The following is a 14,137-nucleotide window of genomic DNA, read 5'->3' as shown; positions in this document are numbered from 1 at the left end:
GACAGGATGAGCCCGTGGCACAACGGCTGATCGTCATCGGCGGGGACGCCGCCGGAATGTCGGCGGCGTCCCAGGCCCGACGCCGCCGCGACCGTGACGACCTGGAGATCGTGGTCTTCGAGCGGGGCCACTTCACCTCCTACTCGGCGTGCGGCATCCCGTACTGGATCAGTGGCCTGGTGTCCGGCCCGGAGGCGCTGATCGCCCGGGATCCGGAGACGTTCCGCACGACGTACGAGATGGACGTCCGGATGCGCCACGAGGTCACGGCCATCGACCTGGACCGCCGCGAGGTGGTCGCCCGGGACCTGGAGGGCGGCGGCGAGGTCCGCGAGCGCTTCGACGACCTGGTGTACGCCACCGGTGCGGTGCCGGTGAAACCGCAGTGGGCGGACACCGACACGGGCGGCGTGTTCGGCATGCAGACCCTCGACGACGGGGCGGCGCTGCGCGACTGGCTCGACGCCGAGCCGCAGCCGCGTCGGGCCGTGGTGGTCGGCGGCGGCTACATCGGCGTCGAGATCGCCGAGGCGCTGATCCAGCGCGGCCTGTCGGTGACCCTGGTCGAGGCCGGCTCGCAGCCCATGGCGACCGTCGACGGCGACATGGCCGAGCTGGTCGCCGAGGCGATGCGTGGCCTGGGTGTCACGATCCGCACCGACCTGCCGGTGACCGGCCTGGAGCAGCGGGACGGCCGGGTGTCCGCGGTGGTCACGGCCGAGGGGCCGATACCGGCCGACGTCGTGGTCCTGGGCCTGGGAGTACGCCCCAACACCGCGCTCGCCAAGGCTGCCGGGTTCCCGATCGGCCCGACCGGCGGTATCCGGGTGGACCGCCGGATGCGGGTGGCCGGGCTGTCCGACGTCTGGGCTGCCGGCGACTGCGTGGAGACGCTGCACCGGGTCAGCGGGATGCCGGTGCACGTGCCGCTGGGCACACACGCCAACAAGCAGGGCCGCGCGGCCGGGATCAACATCGGCGGCGGGTACGCCACCTTCGCCGGCGTGATCGGCACGGCCGTGACCAAGGTCTGCGACCTGGAGGTGGGACGCACCGGCCTGCGGGAGCAGGAGGCCACCCTGGCCGGCTTCGACTTCGTCTCGGTGATCGCCGAGTCGACCAACCGGGCCGGCTACTACCCCGGTGCCCGGCCGATGACCGTCAAGTTGATCGCCGAGCGGCCCAGCGGCCGGTTGCTGGGCGCGCAGATCGTCGGGTGGTCCGAGGCGGCCAAACGCATCGACACGCTGGCTGTCGCACTCTGGAACGGCATGACGGTGGACGATATGACGTCACTGGACCTGGGCTACGCTCCGCCGTACGCGCCGGTGTGGGACCCGGTGCTCGTCGCCGCGCGGAAGGCGGTCGACGCGCTCGCCGCCCCCGACCGCTGACCGGCGCCCGCAGTGGAGGACGATCCGTGACCCAGACCCCGACCCGGCCGACGGTGCGTCGGCGCCCGACGATGGTCGACGTGGCCCGGCACGCCGGGGTCAGCCTGAAGACGGTCTCCCGGGTGGTCAACGACGAGCCGGTGGGGCAGGAGCTGGTCAACCGGGTGCTGGCCGCCATCGCCGAGTTGGGCTTCCGCCGCAACGACATCGCCCGCAACCTGCGCTCCCGGCAGCTCAACGCCACGGTCGGGCTGCTCATCGAGGAGATCGCCAACCCGTTCTACGCGACAATCGCCAGCGTTGCCGCCGAGATCGCGGCCGCCCACGGCACCATGCTGATCACCGCCTCGTCGGAGGAGGACCCGGAACGGGAACGCGCCCTGCTCCAGGACTTCACCCAGCGGCGGGTCGACGGGCTGCTGGTGGTGCCGGCGGGTCTCGACCACTCGTTCCTGCGTCGCGAGGTCGAGCTGGGAATGCCTGTGGTCTTCCTGGACCGGCCGCCGCAGGGGCTGCACGCCGACGCGGTGCTGTTGGACAACCGGGGCGGCAGCCATGCCGGCGTCAGCGCGCTGCTCGACGAGGGGCACCGCCGGGTGGGCCTGCTGCTCGGCGCGCCGAGCGTGCCCACGATGCGCGAGCGGCTGACCGGGGCGCGGGCGGCGCTGGCCACCGCCGGGGTCGCATCGGACGAGTCGCTGGTCCGCGAACGGCTCATCGCCCCCGAGGAGGCCGGTCGGGCCGTCGCCGCGCTACTCGACCTGCCGGACCCGCCGACGGCCTTCTTCTGCGCCAACAACCGGCTCACCGTCGGCGCCCTCCAGGAGCTGCACCGCCGAGGCAGTGCCGCCGCACTCGTCGGCTTCGACGACTTCGAACTGTCCCACCTGATGCCCCGGCCGCTGACCGTGGTCGCCTACGACACCCGGGAGTTGGCCAGAGTGGCCACCGAGCGCCTCTTCCAACGAGTAGCCGGCGACGACACCCCACCGTCCACCACAGTCCTCCCCACCAAACTCCTAAAACGAGGCCTAACCTAACCCCTCGCCCCACCCCCACGCCCCACCCCCCGCGCCCGCTCGCCCCGCCCACCCCCACCCGGTCGATCATGGAGTTGTGGTGGGCGTTTGACTGCACTTCGCGGCGTTTGTGAGGCACCACAAGTCCATGATCGACCCGGCGAGCCTGGGGCGGGGCGGGGTGGGGGTGGGGGTGGGGGTGGGGGGTGAGGGGTCGGGGTTTTACGGGGTTGGGTTGAGGAGGGCTTGGACTTCTGCTCGGCGGGGTGGGTCTGCGCCTTGGCGGGCGCAGGTCAGTGCGGCCACCGTCGCCGCCTGGCGGAGCACCGTGCCCCACTGCTGCTCGGTCACCGCGGCGAGCCGGTCGGCCGGGCGGTCGCCGAGCGCGTCGAGGTCGGCCAGCGCGGCCAACAGACCGCCGGTGAACGAGTCACCCGCTCCGACGGTGTCGACAACTGTGGTGCGTACCCCCGGTTGTTCGTGCAGTGATCCGTTCGGGGCGAGCAGCCAGGCGCCCTCGCCACCCCGGGTCACCACCGCGCAGGACACCCCGGCCTCGCGCCATTCGGCCAGTACGTCGCCCACCGACCGGCCCGGATAGAGCCAGGCCAGGTCCTCGTCGCTGGCCTTCACCAGGTTCGCGAGGGGCATCTGGCGGCGTACCCTGGCCTGCTCGGCCGCCCGGTCGGTGACGATGCTGGGCCGCAGGTTGAGGTCGATCGAGACGGTGAGCCCGTTCCGGCGGTGTTCCCGGGTGAGCAGGTCTTCCAGCACCTGCGCCCCGGGCGGCAGCGCGAGCGCGAGGGACCCGGTGTGCAGCGCGGTCGCCGGCGTCCCGGTCAGGTCGGGCAGCTCCCCTGGCGTCCACTGCCAGTCCGCCGTGCCGGCCAGCCGGAACTCGTAGCTGGCCTGCCCGCTGGCGTTCAACGTGGCCACCGCCACCGAGGTGGGCTCCGCGGCGCGGACCGCCCAGTCCAGGTCCACCCGGTTGGCGCTCAGGTGCGCGGTGAGTTGCCGACCGTACTCGTCGGTGCCGAGCCGGGCCAGCAGCCGCACCGGCTGGTCGAGCCGGGCCAGGGTGAGCGCCACGTTGGCCGGGGAGCCACCCGGCACGGCGCGCTGACCCTCGGCGGTGACCACCAGGTCGATGAGCGCCTCTCCCGCGACCACGATCATGCGGTCACCTCGCCCGGGGCGAGCGGGCCGGGGCCACCGAGCCCGTTGGCCGAGCGCGACAGCAGCACCGCCTGGTACGCGTGGTAGACGTCCGGCCGGCCGTGCCAGACCGTGTCGGCGGGCAGGTTCTGTGCGTCCAACTCGTGCCGCCATCCGGTGCCGTCGATCAGGTAGCGGCGCGCGTACGCCCAGAAGACGCGGTACCAGTCGGCGTAGACGTCGTCGCCGGTGCGACGGTGCAGGGTGATCGCCGCGCCGATGGCCTCGGCGAGCACCCAGTGCATCCGGGAGCGCACCACCGGCCGGTCGTCCCAGTCGATCGTGTAGACGAAGCCGTCGGCGCCGTCGACCGCCCAGCCACGGCGCACGGCCGCGGCGAAGAGGCTGCGGGCGTCGGCGAGCAGCCAGCGGGGTGGCTGCGGCAGGACGGCCTCCAACTCCAGCAGCAGCCGGGCCCACTCCAACCAGTGGCCCATCGTCGAGCCGTACGGCCGGAAGGGGTCGGCGGGCTGGTCCCGGTTGTAGTCGAGCAGCGGCGTCCAGTCGGCGGTGAAGTGCTCGGGCAGCCGCCAGTCGTGCCGGGCGGCCTCGGTGTGCACCAGGTGGGTGGCGATCCGCAGGGCGCGGTCGGCCCAGCTCGCGTCGCCGGTGGCGGCGGCGGCGGCGAGGAACGCCTCGACCATGTGCATGCTGCTGTTCGCGCCGCGGTAGTCCTCGGTGACCGTCCAGTCCCGGACCCACGACTCGCGGACCGCGCCCGCCTCGTCGTCCCAGAACCGGTCCCGCACCACGGTCAGCACGTCGGCGAGCAACTCCTTCGCGCCGGGCCGTCCGGCGCGCGCGGCGCTGGATGCGGCGAGCAGCACGAACGCGTGGTCGTAGCCGGCCTTGTGGTCGTCGACTGGCGCGCCCTGCTGGTCCACGGCGCTGAACCAACCGCCGAACCGGTCGTCGCGCAGCAGGGTGCTGAGCGCGGCGATTCCGTGGTCGACGAGGGCAGCGGCGTCCGGGTCGCCGTTGCGGTGGGCGAGGGCGGCCACGTGGGTCATCCGGCAGGTGATCCAGGTGTACACCGCTTCGCCACGGTCCGGGGTGCGGTCGTCGGTCAACCACCAGAAGCCGCCCTCCGGCCGGACCGCGCGGCGGGCCGTGTCGAGCAGGGTGTGGGTCTGGTCGGCGAGGAAGTCGTCCAGGTCGGGCAGGTCGGGTGACCCGGCCGGAGCGGGGGTCGTCTGGGCGTCGGATCGGGGCACGTCGGTCATCTCAGCTGGGTCACCGTCGAGTAGGGAAGGGACATAGGGCCAGGATCGGCGCACGGACCGGGTCCGCGCCGCAAAACCGTCAACGGTACGCCACGAAGCGACCCATGCGACGCGAAGAGCTTTCCTCCCTTTTGCCCGTTGACATCGTTGTCACTCCTCAACCCTGCTCCGCCGGCCGACCGAGTGTCAATTCCGACTGCGTCACACCCGCACCGCCGCCGCAGCAGCCGTCCGGACGTGGTCCAGCAGGTCGGCGACCTCCCCTACCGCTGCGCTCAGTAGTAGTCGTCGATCGGCTGACGCGCCTCGTCGAACAGCGCCGGCCCCTCGTAACGCACCGGAGGCAGCGGCGGAGTGGCCGGCTTGACCTCCTCGAACTGCTCACTGGACAGGGCGTACACCACCCGTCCGAGCCCGGACCTGTCGATCGCTGTCGCGCACATCGGGCAGGGCTGGCAACTGGTGAACATGGTGGTGCCGGCGGCCACCTCGGGAGAGAGTTCCCGAGCGGCCCAGCGGGCCAGCTTGAGTTCCGGATGTGCGGTGATGTCCGCGTCGGAGACCACGGTGTTGTGGTCCTCGATCAGGACGGTGCCGTCCGCCCCGACCAGCAACGAGCCGAACGGCCGTTCGCCGGATGCTCCGGCCTGGCTGGCGAGTGCCACGGCGCGGCGGAGAAACGTTTCGTCGTCGGGTGTCATCGGACCTCCTGGGTCTTGCGGTACGCGGCCACGGCCGTCCTGCGGTACGCGGCCACGGCCGCGAGGGTCTGCCAGGCGCGTTCGGGTTGGTGGATCTCGGCGAGGTCGCCGTTGAACGGGTCGAGCACCACCGTCTCCGCGCCGAGCAGCCGGATCTGGTCGAGGTCGGCGGTGATCTGCTCGATGGTGCCCACACCGGCGAGCCGGTCGGGGCCGGTGACCGGGTCCCGGGTTTCCTGGAGTGCGATGCGCGGCATCAGCGCTGGCGCGGGGAGGCCCAGGTCGTCGGCGATGGTGGCGAGCCGGCCGGCCGCGTCGGTGAGGTCACCGAGCGTGAGGCGCAGCGGGTGCCACGCGTCTCCGAGTCGAACGGCGCGGCGCATGCCGGCGTCGCTGTTGCCGCCGACCCAGATCGGGATCGCACCCGTGTCGTAGTCGTCGGCGTTCTGCCAGGCGTCGCGCATCGCGCGCAGGTAGTCGTCGGTCAGCGCGCCGCGCCGCTGGAACGGCACGCCGAGCGCCTCGAACTCCTGCCGGGCCCAGCCGACGCCGACGCCGAGGACGAGCCGGCCGCCGCTGAGCCGGTTGAGGTTCGCCGCCATCCGGGCGGTGAGCAGCGGATGCCGGTAAGGGACGATGAGCACCGTGGTGCCCAGCCGGACCCGGCGGGTCACCCCGGCCAGCCAGGACAGCGTGGTGAACGGCTCGTAGAACGGCGCCGGATACTGCTCGGCCACGTCCGGGGTCACCGCGATGTGGTCGGAGACCATCAGCAGGTCGAAGCCGAGACCCTCGATCGTCTGCGCCCACCGTCGCAGCACGTCGGGGTCGGTGCCCGGGCCGAAGTTCGGGACGTTCACGCCAATCTGCACGGGCTTACGCTAGCCACTGTGGACCGGCGTGTGAACACCATGATCCCTGCCTGTGCTGGCCCTGGGCACGGATCGGCCGGCAGGTGGGGGCCGCGTACCCTGACGAGCCTTGCCCGATCGCGGCCCGCGCCGGACGCCGGCCCGGTCCGGCCCGGCGGATGAACGCCCTGCCCCAGGATGGCCGGATGGAGCTACCCGAGGGGCTTGGCTGGGTAGGCGCGGCACCGACCGGCCGGGCCTGGCTCGCCGCCCTCCCGACGTGGTTGGCGGAGTGCGCCGAGCAGTGGTCGCTGCGACTCGGCCCGCCCTTCCGGCAGGCGTACGCCTCGCTGGCGCTCCCGGCGGACCTGCCGGACGGCACGGCGGCGGTGCTGAAACTCCAGTACCCGGACGACGACAGCCGGCACGAGGCCGACGCGCTGGCCCACTGGGACGGCGACGCGGCGATCCGGCTACTCGCACACGATCCGGCACGCCGCGCCCTGCTGGTGGAGCGCTGCCGGCCCGGCAGCCCGCTGCACGAGCTGCCGATGGACCGGGCGCTGGACGTGGTGACCGGGCTCCTGCCCCGGCTCTGGCGACCGGCCGGCGCGCCGTTCACCCCGCTCGCCGAGGAGGCCGCCGGCTGGATCGACCGGATGCCGAGGGCGTGGGAGCGGGCCGGCCGGCCATACGAGCGGCGACTGTTGGACGCGGCGCTCGCCCTGCTCACCGACCTGGTGTCGAGCCAGGGCGAGCAGGTACTGGTCAACCAGGACCTGCACGCCGGCAACGTGCTCGCCGCCGACCGGGAGCCGTGGCTGGCGATCGACCCGAAGCCGCTGACCGGCGAGCGCGAGTTCTCGGTCGTGTCGATGGTGCGCGGTCCGGAGTTGGGCCACTCGCCGGCCGCTGTCCGGCACCGGCTACACCGGCTCAGCACCGACCTCGGGCTGGACCGGGAGCGGGTGCGGGGTTGGACGATCGGGCAGACGCTGGCCTGGAGCGTCGCCAACGGCGCTGTCTTTCCGCACCAGATCGAGGTGGTCCGCTGGCTGCTCGACTGACCGATCGATCGGTCCCTGGCTGCCGCACGACCAAGCGCGACGCGACCGGCTCAGCCGACGCGACCGGCTCAGCCGACGCGACCGGCTCAGCCGACGCGACCGGCTCAGCCGACGCGACCGGCTCAGCCGAGCTGGCAGGTGCGGCACCAGTAGAGATTGCGCCCGGCCAGCTCGCCACGGCTGACCTCGGTGCCGCAGACGTGGCAGGGCGCGCCGGGGCGGCGGTAGACGTACACCTCACCGCCGTGCCGATCCACCCGCGCCGCCCGGCCCATCGCCTCCGGCAGGTGCGCGTCGCGCACGGTGTCGATCCGGCCGTGCTCGGCCGCGAGCCGCATCAGGGCGACCAGGTCGGCCCAGAGCGCGTCCCAACCTTCCCGGGTCAGCCGGCGGCCGGGCATCGTGGGCGACAACCCGGCCCGAAACAGCGCCTCGGTCACGAAGATCAGCCCGGTGCCGGCCACCACCGACTGGTCCAGCAGCAGCGCCGCGAGGGGCGTCGGGCTGCGCGAGATCCGGCGGTACGCCCGCTCCGGGTCGGCGTCGGCGCGCAGCGGATCCGGCCCGAGGCGGGCCCGCAGCGCGGCCACCTCGGGTGGAGTGATCAGCTCACAGGCGGTGGGCCCGCGCAGGTCCAGCCAGTGCCGATCGCTGGCCAGTCGCAGCCGCACCTGGCCGACCGGCTCCGGTGGCTCCCCCGCGCCATCGCTGAACTTCCCAAAAAGCCCAAGGTGTACGTGCAGAGTCAGCTCGCCGGCGTAGTGGTGCAGCAGGTGCTTGCCGTACGCCTCGGTGCCCTCCAGCACCATCCCGGAGAGCCGGGCGGCACCGTCGGCGAAGCGCCCCTGCGGGCTGGCGGCGTGCACCTTGTCCCCGGCGAACAGCTCGGCGTGCCGGGCCGCCAGGCGGTGGATCGAATGTCCCTCTGGCACGGGTCCCAAGGATAGCCAGCCGCGCCGAACCGCCGATCGCCTCGGGCCATGCGCCGCGCCGATCGCCTCGGGGCACCCCCGGGCCGGGCACCCCCGGGCTTGATCGACTCGGCTTTCAGGAAATCGGGGTGTTCTGGTGAGCGGGACACCCCGACTTTCAGGAAGGCGAGTCGATCACGGCGGGAGGGCGCCCTGGACGGCGTGGTCAGCCCCGGCGCTGCCCCTTGACGCCGCCCAGGAACGCGGCCCAGGTGTCCGGGGTGAAGGCCAGCGCCGGACCGGTCGGGTCCTTGCTGTCCCGTACGCCCACGACGCCCGGCAGGTTGTCGGCCACCTCGACGCAGTCACCGCCGCTGCCGCCGCTGCGGGTGCTCTTGCGCCAGATCGCACCGGCAAGGTCAGTCATGATGCTCCTCGATGATCGAAGTGATCATTTTCTTTGATTCTGCCTCACTCAAGGCGAGGGCTTCCAGGTCCGACCAGACATGTTCGTAGGCGGCCACCTCGGCCGGCTTGTCCAGATAGAGCGCGCCGGTGATGTTCTCGACGTAGACGGTGGTCGGCTCGGTCGACGCTCTCCCGAAAGCCTGTGGGAAATCCAGCAGGACGAAGGTGCCGGTCTCGCTGGCCAACGGCGGACCGGCGGCGAGCGGCAGGACCCGCAGACTCACGGTCGGCAGTGCGGCCACGTCGAGCAGGTGGCGTAGCTGCTGTGCCATCGCCCGGCGATCGGGAATGCTGCGCAGCAGCACGGCCTCGCTCAGGACGACCCGCAGGGTGGGCGCGGCGGGCAGCCGGCGCACGAGGATGCTCTGCCGTTGCAGCCGGACCTCCACCAGCTTTTCCCGATCCTCCGGGCGCATGGTCGGGTTCTTCCGGCGGAACAACTCGCTGGCGTACTCCCGGGTTTGCAGGAGTCCGGGGATTAGCTCCGAGTCATATCGGCGGATCAGAGTTGCGGACGATTCCAGGCCGACATACAGCGAGAACCATGACGGGACGACATCGCCGTACGAATGCCACCACCCCCGGGCGCGAGTCTCCTTCGCGAGCCCGGCGACGATCTCGCCCATGTCGTCGGGCACCCGATAGAGAACACACATCGCTCGGGCGTCCACCACGCGCACCGGGACCAGCCCCTTCTCGATGCGCCACACCTTCTGCCGTGAACAGTCAAGTGCTTCGGCCGTGGCGTCCAGCGACACCGAGGCGTCCTCGCGGAGCTGCGTGAGCAGCCGGCCGAGCTGCCGTCGAGGGACCGTCGACCCGCTTGTTTCATCCGTCATGCAACATCACCGCGTCCCTCCTGCAACACCGAATGTTTCGCCTCGCACGCATTTCTTTTCCATTCCTCGTGCGTCAATGTGGTCTGACATTAGGACGGCGGCGTGGATTGCACAAGGTGGCCAGCGTGGAACATGCTGTCACGCGTTGGCGCCTCCCGGAAAACGGTGTCGGGAATAGCGTCAGCACAAGGCCGGCGTGACGCTATTCCTCGGAAGGACACCGCGATGCGCGTGTCGTACAACGAATACCTGTTGGTCACCGCGCTGACCCTCGCCCGTCGACACCGGCCGGTGTGGAGTTGGGTGCGCTGGCGCACCGTGTGCCGCTGCGGCGCGGACCTGCCCTGCCGGGTCCGCCACCGCATCCCGATCAACCGCGGTCACTGGCCGACATGACCGGCTGGAAGCCCGGCGACCTGCTGCTGATCGGTGCGGCGTGCTCGGTGCAGTTCGCCGGCGATCGGGCGCTACGCCTTCGACTGGTCCACGCCGACCCGCGCCCGACATACCACGGGTGGGTCTGGCTGACGGGCTACGTCCTGGACGACAAGGGCCTGGCCGTCGACAAGCGCGAGGTGTACGTGCAGCAGGCCGGGGTGCGGTTGCTCCGCGCCGCGCCCCCGCCCACGCCGGGCAGGCCCGCGCCCAAGCCCACATCCGGCAGGTCCACGTCCACGCCGGGCAGGTCCGCGCCCACACCCACGTCCGGCAAGTCGGCCCGGCGATGATCGACGCACGCCGGCCACCGCCGCACGCCGGTCGCGGCCCGGCGTGGCGACCCCGTACCCGGGATTGGTGTCAGGAAACGCCCAGGTGGGTATTTCAGGGCGGTACCGCGTGGGTGCCACCCCTTCCGACGGCCACCACGCATTTATCAGGAGGTGTGTAGTGGTCAGGATTCCTTCGCTGTCCCGCCGGTCCGAGCCGGCACCGACGCGGGACGAGAACCTCGACGGCCGCGTGGACGGCCGCGACACCCCGGGCGCTGACCGGGACAGCACGACGGCGACCGACACGGGCCGGTCCGACGAGGTCACCGACCGACCGGTGATCACCGACCGGGACGCCGACCAGACGACGTACCGCAGCGCCACCGCGCCCACCGGTCAGCTCGGCGAGGCCGAGCGGCGTGCCGCCGAGCGGGCCGCGGTGGCCCGAGCCGCCACCGCCCGCCCGGTCGACAGCGAGCCCCGCACCACCCGCCCGGCGGAGACCCACACCGCCCGCCCGGTGGAGACCGAGACCCGCACCGGCACCGCCCCGACCGTGGCCCGCACCGCCGAGCGGGACACCGACCTCGACAACACCACCAGCCGGTCCGACACGACGGACCGGGTCACCACCGACCGTCCGGTCGACCCGACCCCGGGCGTGACCACGCCCGAGCCGCCAGCGACGCGCGGCCCGAAGCCGCGGGCCAGCCTGCTCGCCACCCTTGGCCTGATCGTCTCCGTCGCCGGTGCGCTGTTCGTGCTGACCGGCACTCTGGCCGGGTACGGCATCGGGCTTGGCGCTTTCGGCGCGGTGCTCGCGGTGCTCGGCCTGATGGCCACCCGCCGCCGGCACGTCGCCGGCAAGACCGATGCGCTCTTCGGTGTGCTGATCGGGCTGGCCGCGGTGGTGATCGGGGTGCTCGCGATGACCGGGCAGTTCGACTGGCCGACCACGGATGGCGACTGGGTGCAACGCTTCCGGGAGTGGCTTGACTCACAGTTTGTCGACCGTTTCTAGCGGGCACTGTTCCGCTCGCCGGTGATGCACCGGCGACAAGCCGGCGGTTCGCCGGCAGCCCGACTTGATCCGGTGGTTCACCGGCCGGGCGACACCCTTTCAGGGGCGGCGATTCGCCGCCCCTGAAGTGTTTCCAGGGTCAGGCGGCTCCCCTTGGGGTGGCCCGCTGGGCCGACGCGCGCCTCCTCCTGCCGGCAGCGGACCGGCCGCCCCCGCGTGCACCTTTGCTCTGCACCCGCCGAGTCGACGCTCACGGCCGGTAGCTGGCGCATCCGCGGGTGCAGAGCAAAGGTGAGCCAAGGGCACCCCACGAGCAGTGGGCGTGTAGAGCAAAGGGGTTGCCGGGACCCACCAGGAGCAGCGGGTGCAGAGCAAAGGTGGGCCACGCCCACCAAGAGGAGCGGGTGGCCCAGAACACGAATACCAGCTCGCGCAACCCGCGACGCAACGATTCGCGACTGTAAACCGCCTAGACGCAACGAATGTTCGGTCTGCGCAACTCTCAGTGGTGGATCCTGCCGCCGGGGCCGCATAGCGTTGAGCAACGGCGCCAGCCCGTGGGCCACGGTGGCCGGGCGCGCCCGACCCTGGGAGCAGGACTAATGACGATGGACGCCACCAGCCAGCGCCTGTTGATGTGCCGGCCGACGTACTTCGCCGTCGACTACGCGATCAACCCCTGGATGGACCCGAGCGGCCCGGTCGACGCCGCGCTCGCCGTCCGGCAGTGGGAGAAGCTCCGCCAGACGTACCTTGACCTGGGCCACACCGTCGAGGAGATCACTCCGGTGCCCGGCCTGCCCGACATGGTCTTCGCCGCCAACGGTGGCACCGTCATCGACGGCAAGGCGATGGCCGTGCAGTTCCGCGACCCGCAGCGCGCCGACGAGGCACCCGCCTACCGGGCCTGGTTCGAGGACGCCGGCTTCGAGATGTACGACCCGAAGCACGTCAACGAGGGTGAGGGCGACGTCCTGCTGGCCGGCGACCATCTGCTGGCCGGCACCGGCTTCCGCACGGCGCACTCCTCGCACGCCCAGTTGCAGGAGGTCTTCGGCTACCCGGTGATCACCATGCAACTGGTCGACCCGCGCTTCTACCACCTGGACACCGCGCTGACCGTGCTCGACGAGCGGACCGTGGCGTACCTCCCGGAGGCGTTCTCCCCCGGCAGCCAGGCCGTGCTGCGCCGGCTCTTCCCCGACGCGGTGCATGCCACCATGGCCGACGCCGAGGTGCTGGGGCTGAACGCGGTCAGCGACGGACGGCACGTGGTGCTGCCCGCGCAGGCCATCGACCTGGCCGCCAAGCTGCGCGACCGGGGCTACGAGACCATCGGTGTCGACCTGTCCGAGCTGCTCAAGGCCGGCGGCGGACCGAAGTGCTGCACGCTGCGACTCCGTCAGGGAAAGGCAAGCCAGTGATCGTGGATGACATCCTGCGGACGCCGGAAGCGGTCCGGGACGCCGAGCGCTGGACAGCGCACAACTACCACCCGCTGCCGGTGGTGATCTCGTCCGCGGAGGGTGCCTGGCTCACCGATGTGGACGGGCGCCGCTACCTGGACTGCCTCGCCGGCTACTCGGCCCTGAACTTCGGCCACCGGCACCCGCAGCTGATCGCCGCCGCGCACGCGCAACTGGACCGGCTCACGCTGACCAGCCGCGCGTTCATCCACGACCAGTTCGCCGACTTCTGCCGGGAGCTGGCCGAACTGTGCGGCAAGGAGCTGGTGCTGCCGATGAACACCGGCGCCGAGGCGGTGGAGACCGGGATCAAGGTGGCCCGCAAATGGGGCTACCAGGTCAAGGGCGTGCCCGCCGGCCAGGCCAACATCGTGGTCGCCGAGGGCAACTTCCACGGCCGGACCACCACCATCGTGAGCTTCTCCACCGACGAGGACGCGCGTGCCGACTTCGGGCCGTACACCCCGGGTTTCACGGTCGTGCCGTACGGCGACCTGGACGCCCTGACCGCCGCGATCGACGAGAACACCGTGGCCGTGCTGCTGGAGCCGATCCAGGGTGAGCAGGGCGTGGTGGTGCCACCCGAGGGCTACCTGCCGGGTGTACGCCAGGTCTGCACCGAGCGCGACGTACTGTTCATCGCCGACGAGATCCAGTCGGGTCTGGGGCGTACCGGCAAGACCTTCGCCTGTGACCACGAGGGCGTCGTGCCCGACATGTACCTGCTCGGCAAGGCGCTCGGCGGCGGCATCATCCCGGTCTCCGCGGTGGCCGCGAACGCCGACGTGCTCGGGGTGCTCAAGCCCGGCCAGCACGGCTCGACCTTCGGCGGCAACCCGCTCGCCTGCGCGGTGGCGATCGAGGTGGTCCGGTTGCTGGCCACCGGCGAGTTCCAGCGCCGCTCGGCCGAGCTGGGCGAGAGGCTGCGGGCCGGCCTGGAAGGGCTGGTCGGCAAGGGTCTGGTCGGGGTACGCGTCCGTGGCCTGTGGGCCGGTCTGGACATCGACCCGGCGCTGATGAGCGGCCGGGAGGCGTGCGAGCGGCTCGCCCAGCTTGGCGTACTCGCCAAGGACACCCACGGCTCCACCATCCGGCTAGCCCCGCCCCTGGTCATCACCGAAGAAGAGATCGACCTGGCGGTCTCCACTCTCGCCGAGGTGCTAGCCGCCTAACCCGCCGCCCCCACGCGTTGATCATGGAGTTATTGCCCGCTGCCGCAGCGTGTCGTGGCAATAACTCCATGATCAACCGG

The 14,137-nt window shown here is 71.8% G+C and carries 15 protein-coding genes; 8 read left to right on the top strand and 7 right to left on the bottom strand.

The window, feature by feature from the left end:
* Positions 1–14: 14 nt before the first annotated feature.
* Positions 15–1,394: an FAD-dependent oxidoreductase gene (locus AB0B57_RS08570; protein WP_357066788.1), complete on the top strand. Its 1,380-nt coding sequence runs from the start codon at positions 15–17 to the stop codon at positions 1,392–1,394.
* Positions 1,395–1,465: 71 nt separating this feature from the next.
* The gene (locus tag AB0B57_RS08565) at positions 1,466–2,434 is read left to right on the top strand and encodes a LacI family DNA-binding transcriptional regulator (RefSeq protein WP_357067206.1); all 969 of its coding nucleotides are present in this window, start codon (positions 1,466–1,468) and stop codon (positions 2,432–2,434) included.
* Positions 2,435–2,635: 201 nt separating this feature from the next.
* On the opposite strand, the gene AB0B57_RS08560 is transcribed toward AB0B57_RS08565, so the two are convergent.
* The 4 genes from AB0B57_RS08560 to AB0B57_RS08545 form a co-directional block, all read right to left on the bottom strand.
* Complete coding sequence (locus tag AB0B57_RS08560; protein ID WP_357066786.1) at positions 2,636–3,589, bottom strand: carbohydrate kinase; 954 nt, start codon at positions 3,587–3,589, stop codon at positions 2,636–2,638.
* Positions 3,586–4,851 carry an AGE family epimerase/isomerase gene (locus AB0B57_RS08555; protein WP_357066784.1) on the bottom strand — a complete coding sequence of 422 codons (1,266 nt, stop codon included), beginning with the start codon at positions 4,849–4,851 and terminating at the stop codon, positions 3,586–3,588. The genes AB0B57_RS08560 and AB0B57_RS08555 overlap by 4 nt, the downstream gene beginning before the upstream one ends.
* Before the next feature lie 275 nt (positions 4,852–5,126).
* Positions 5,127–5,552 (bottom strand): nucleoside deaminase, encoded by a 426-nt coding sequence (locus AB0B57_RS08550; RefSeq protein WP_357066782.1) that lies wholly within the window; start codon positions 5,550–5,552, stop codon positions 5,127–5,129.
* Complete coding sequence (locus tag AB0B57_RS08545) at positions 5,549–6,424, bottom strand: TIGR03619 family F420-dependent LLM class oxidoreductase (RefSeq protein WP_357066780.1); 876 nt, start codon at positions 6,422–6,424, stop codon at positions 5,549–5,551. Before AB0B57_RS08545 ends, AB0B57_RS08550 begins: the two co-directional genes overlap by 4 nt.
* 185 nt (positions 6,425–6,609) lie before the next feature.
* Between AB0B57_RS08545 and AB0B57_RS08540 the strand changes: the two genes are divergently transcribed.
* The gene (locus AB0B57_RS08540; protein ID WP_357066778.1) at positions 6,610–7,470 is read left to right on the top strand and encodes an aminoglycoside phosphotransferase family protein; all 861 of its coding nucleotides are present in this window, start codon (positions 6,610–6,612) and stop codon (positions 7,468–7,470) included.
* A 122-nt stretch (positions 7,471–7,592) separates the two neighbouring features.
* Here AB0B57_RS08540 and AB0B57_RS08535 read toward each other — a convergent pair whose 3' ends face one another.
* The 3 genes from AB0B57_RS08535 to AB0B57_RS08525 all read right to left on the bottom strand — a co-directional run bounded on the left by AB0B57_RS08535 (position 7,593) and on the right by AB0B57_RS08525 (position 9,688).
* A complete protein-coding gene (locus AB0B57_RS08535) occupies positions 7,593–8,402 on the bottom strand; it encodes a DNA-formamidopyrimidine glycosylase family protein (RefSeq protein ID WP_357066776.1) in 810 nt (269 codons plus the stop codon).
* Between the two features lie 205 nt (positions 8,403–8,607).
* Positions 8,608–8,808, bottom strand: coding sequence for a DUF397 domain-containing protein (locus AB0B57_RS08530; RefSeq protein ID WP_357066774.1), 201 nt, complete (start codon positions 8,806–8,808; stop codon positions 8,608–8,610).
* Positions 8,801–9,688 (bottom strand): helix-turn-helix transcriptional regulator, encoded by an 888-nt coding sequence (locus tag AB0B57_RS08525; protein ID WP_357066772.1) that lies wholly within the window; start codon positions 9,686–9,688, stop codon positions 8,801–8,803. Before AB0B57_RS08525 ends, AB0B57_RS08530 begins: the two co-directional genes overlap by 8 nt.
* A 225-nt stretch (positions 9,689–9,913) precedes the next feature.
* Here AB0B57_RS08525 and AB0B57_RS08520 point away from each other — a divergent pair, with 225 nt between their 5' ends.
* The 5 genes from AB0B57_RS08520 to rocD all read left to right on the top strand — a co-directional run bounded on the left by AB0B57_RS08520 (position 9,914) and on the right by rocD (position 14,057).
* Positions 9,914–10,084 carry a hypothetical protein gene (locus AB0B57_RS08520; RefSeq protein WP_357066770.1) on the top strand — a complete coding sequence of 57 codons (171 nt, stop codon included), beginning with the start codon at positions 9,914–9,916 and terminating at the stop codon, positions 10,082–10,084.
* Complete coding sequence (locus AB0B57_RS08515; protein ID WP_357066768.1) at positions 10,081–10,416, top strand: hypothetical protein; 336 nt, start codon at positions 10,081–10,083, stop codon at positions 10,414–10,416. The genes AB0B57_RS08520 and AB0B57_RS08515 overlap by 4 nt, the downstream gene beginning before the upstream one ends.
* Positions 10,417–10,576: 160 nt before the next feature.
* Positions 10,577–11,419 (top strand): thrombospondin, encoded by an 843-nt coding sequence (locus tag AB0B57_RS08510; protein ID WP_357066766.1) that lies wholly within the window; start codon positions 10,577–10,579, stop codon positions 11,417–11,419.
* A 608-nt stretch (positions 11,420–12,027) separates the two neighbouring features.
* Positions 12,028–12,843, top strand: coding sequence for a dimethylargininase (gene ddaH / locus AB0B57_RS08505; protein ID WP_357067203.1), 816 nt, complete (start codon positions 12,028–12,030; stop codon positions 12,841–12,843).
* Positions 12,843–14,057 carry an ornithine--oxo-acid transaminase gene (gene rocD, locus AB0B57_RS08500; protein WP_357067201.1) on the top strand — a complete coding sequence of 405 codons (1,215 nt, stop codon included), beginning with the start codon at positions 12,843–12,845 and terminating at the stop codon, positions 14,055–14,057. Before ddaH ends, rocD begins: the two co-directional genes overlap by 1 nt.
* Positions 14,058–14,137: the final 80 nt, after the last annotated feature.

Source organism: Micromonospora sp. NPDC049101 (assembly GCF_040648675.1).
Lineage (GTDB): Bacteria > Actinomycetota > Actinomycetes > Mycobacteriales > Micromonosporaceae > Micromonospora.
Note: the sequence above shows the minus strand (reverse complement) of the source record. Positions and strands in the feature narration are given on the sequence as shown.

Bases quoted from the DNA above. Each gene is read 5' to 3' on its own strand.
- AB0B57_RS08565 (WP_357067206.1), top strand. From the start codon at position 1,466: ATGGTCGACGTGGCCCGGCACGCCGGGGTCAGCCTGAAGACGGTCTCC.
- AB0B57_RS08560 (WP_357066786.1), bottom strand. From the start codon at position 3,589: ATGATCGTGGTCGCGGGAGAGGCGCTCATCGACCTGGTGGTCACCGCC.
- AB0B57_RS08555 (WP_357066784.1), bottom strand. From the start codon at position 4,851: ATGACCGACGTGCCCCGATCCGACGCCCAGACGACCCCCGCTCCGGCC.
- AB0B57_RS08550 (WP_357066782.1), bottom strand. From the start codon at position 5,552: ATGACACCCGACGACGAAACGTTTCTCCGCCGCGCCGTGGCACTCGCC.
- AB0B57_RS08540 (WP_357066778.1), top strand. From the start codon at position 6,610: ATGGAGCTACCCGAGGGGCTTGGCTGGGTAGGCGCGGCACCGACCGGC.
- AB0B57_RS08530 (WP_357066774.1), bottom strand. From the start codon at position 8,808: ATGACTGACCTTGCCGGTGCGATCTGGCGCAAGAGCACCCGCAGCGGC.
- AB0B57_RS08525 (WP_357066772.1), bottom strand. From the start codon at position 9,688: ATGACGGATGAAACAAGCGGGTCGACGGTCCCTCGACGGCAGCTCGGC.
- AB0B57_RS08520 (WP_357066770.1), top strand. From the start codon at position 9,914: ATGCGCGTGTCGTACAACGAATACCTGTTGGTCACCGCGCTGACCCTC.
- AB0B57_RS08515 (WP_357066768.1), top strand. From the start codon at position 10,081: ATGACCGGCTGGAAGCCCGGCGACCTGCTGCTGATCGGTGCGGCGTGC.
- ddaH (WP_357067203.1), top strand. From the start codon at position 12,028: ATGGACGCCACCAGCCAGCGCCTGTTGATGTGCCGGCCGACGTACTTC.